This is a genomic window from Caballeronia glebae (assembly GCF_001545035.1).
GTDB lineage: Bacteria > Pseudomonadota > Gammaproteobacteria > Burkholderiales > Burkholderiaceae > Caballeronia > Caballeronia glebae.
The window spans coordinates 1-779 of sequence record NZ_FCOJ02000182.1 but is presented as its reverse complement, the minus strand read 5'-3'; the positions used below and the strand labels follow the sequence as shown (position 1 = coordinate 779).

Annotated in this window: 1 protein-coding gene; it reads left to right on the top strand. The window is 60.8% G+C overall.

Annotated features, from left to right (window positions below; all coding sequences use genetic code 11):
• Positions 1 to 779, top strand: a 779-nt coding sequence (locus AWB82_RS36705) for a ShlB/FhaC/HecB family hemolysin secretion/activation protein (protein WP_143757008.1), incomplete at both ends; no start/stop codon positions are given.

Below are 779 nucleotides of genomic sequence, written 5' to 3'. Positions count from 1 at the left end.
TCGATCGACAACTCCGGCAGTCGCGCGACTGGCAAGCTGCAAGGTAATCTGAGCTTGGGCATCGACAACCCGCTGGGACTCAACGACATCCTGAGCGTCGGCGCAAATCAGGACCTTGAGTTTGACGACAAGGGACTCGGCTCGCACGGTTTCAACGGCTCGTATTCCGTGCCCTGGGGCTACTGGACCGCGACGCTGTTCGGCAACACCAACACGTACTATCAGCAGATCGCGGGCGTGAATCAGACGTTCGTGTCGAGCGGCAATTCCCAGACGGCCGGTTTCAAGCTGGCGCGCGTGCTGCGTCGCAGTCAGAACGATGTGTTTGGGAGTTACGTGCAGTTGTCGAAGCGCTTCGGCGCGAGCTTCATCGAGGACACGGAGATCGAGCTTCAGCATCGCAACAACACGTTCCTCGAACTCGGATTGACCGATCGTCATTACTTGGGTGGTGCGCAACTCGACGGGGCGCTCGCGTATCGCCAGGGCATCGGCGCGTTTGGTGCGAAGCCCGATCCGACGCTGCCGTTCGATCCGGACATCGCGCCGACGCCGGCCACCAAGCCGAGCGCTCCGACCTATCGTTTCAACATGGCCGTGCTCGACATGAATCTGTCGGTGCCGTTCGCCATCGCGACGCAGCCGCTGCGATACGTGACCACGTTTCACGGTCAATACACCAACGACACGCTGTACTACGTCGACGATCTGACCATCGGCAGCCGCTACACCGTGCGCGGTTTCGATGGCGAGCAGATGCTGGCGGCCGAAAAGGGCTT